This window comes from Corynebacterium sp. HMSC069E04 (genome assembly GCF_001813175.1).
Taxonomy (GTDB): domain Bacteria; phylum Actinomycetota; class Actinomycetes; order Mycobacteriales; family Mycobacteriaceae; genus Corynebacterium; species Corynebacterium aurimucosum.
The window spans coordinates 1-375 of the sequence record NZ_KV811658.1; the positions used below are offsets into that span (position 1 = coordinate 1).

Sequence of the window (375 nt, forward strand, 5' to 3'; positions counted from 1 at the left end):
AACGAACACACAACCAACAAGGCAACCACCGCCACAAAAGCAGCAGAAGACAATGTTGGTGTGAACACACAAAACACAAAAGAACAAAGAAATCACACAAACCACAACCCACCACCAACACACGCACAAAGCACGTATCAGCAGCAAGCACATGGTTTAATGCTCGCGTCCACTATACAGTTCTCACACAACACCCCACACAAACCAACAACCAGAACATTAAGCACTCCGACCATCAAGCTCATGTGGGTTAAACAACCAGGGAACAATGCCCCAGACACCCAACAATGCACCACGTACTTTTTCAAAACAGACACTCAACAAGTGCCGCGCTGGCTAATAAATCATTCTGGTTAAGATGTATCTCCACCCGAT

1 protein-coding gene is annotated in these 375 nt (G+C 46.1%); it reads left to right on the forward strand.

From position 1 onward, the window contains the following. Positions 1 to 357 (forward strand): hypothetical protein (locus HMPREF2896_RS12950; protein ID WP_210388742.1); only part of this gene is annotated, 357 nt, incomplete at its 5' end. Positions 358 to 375 lie beyond the last annotated feature (18 nt).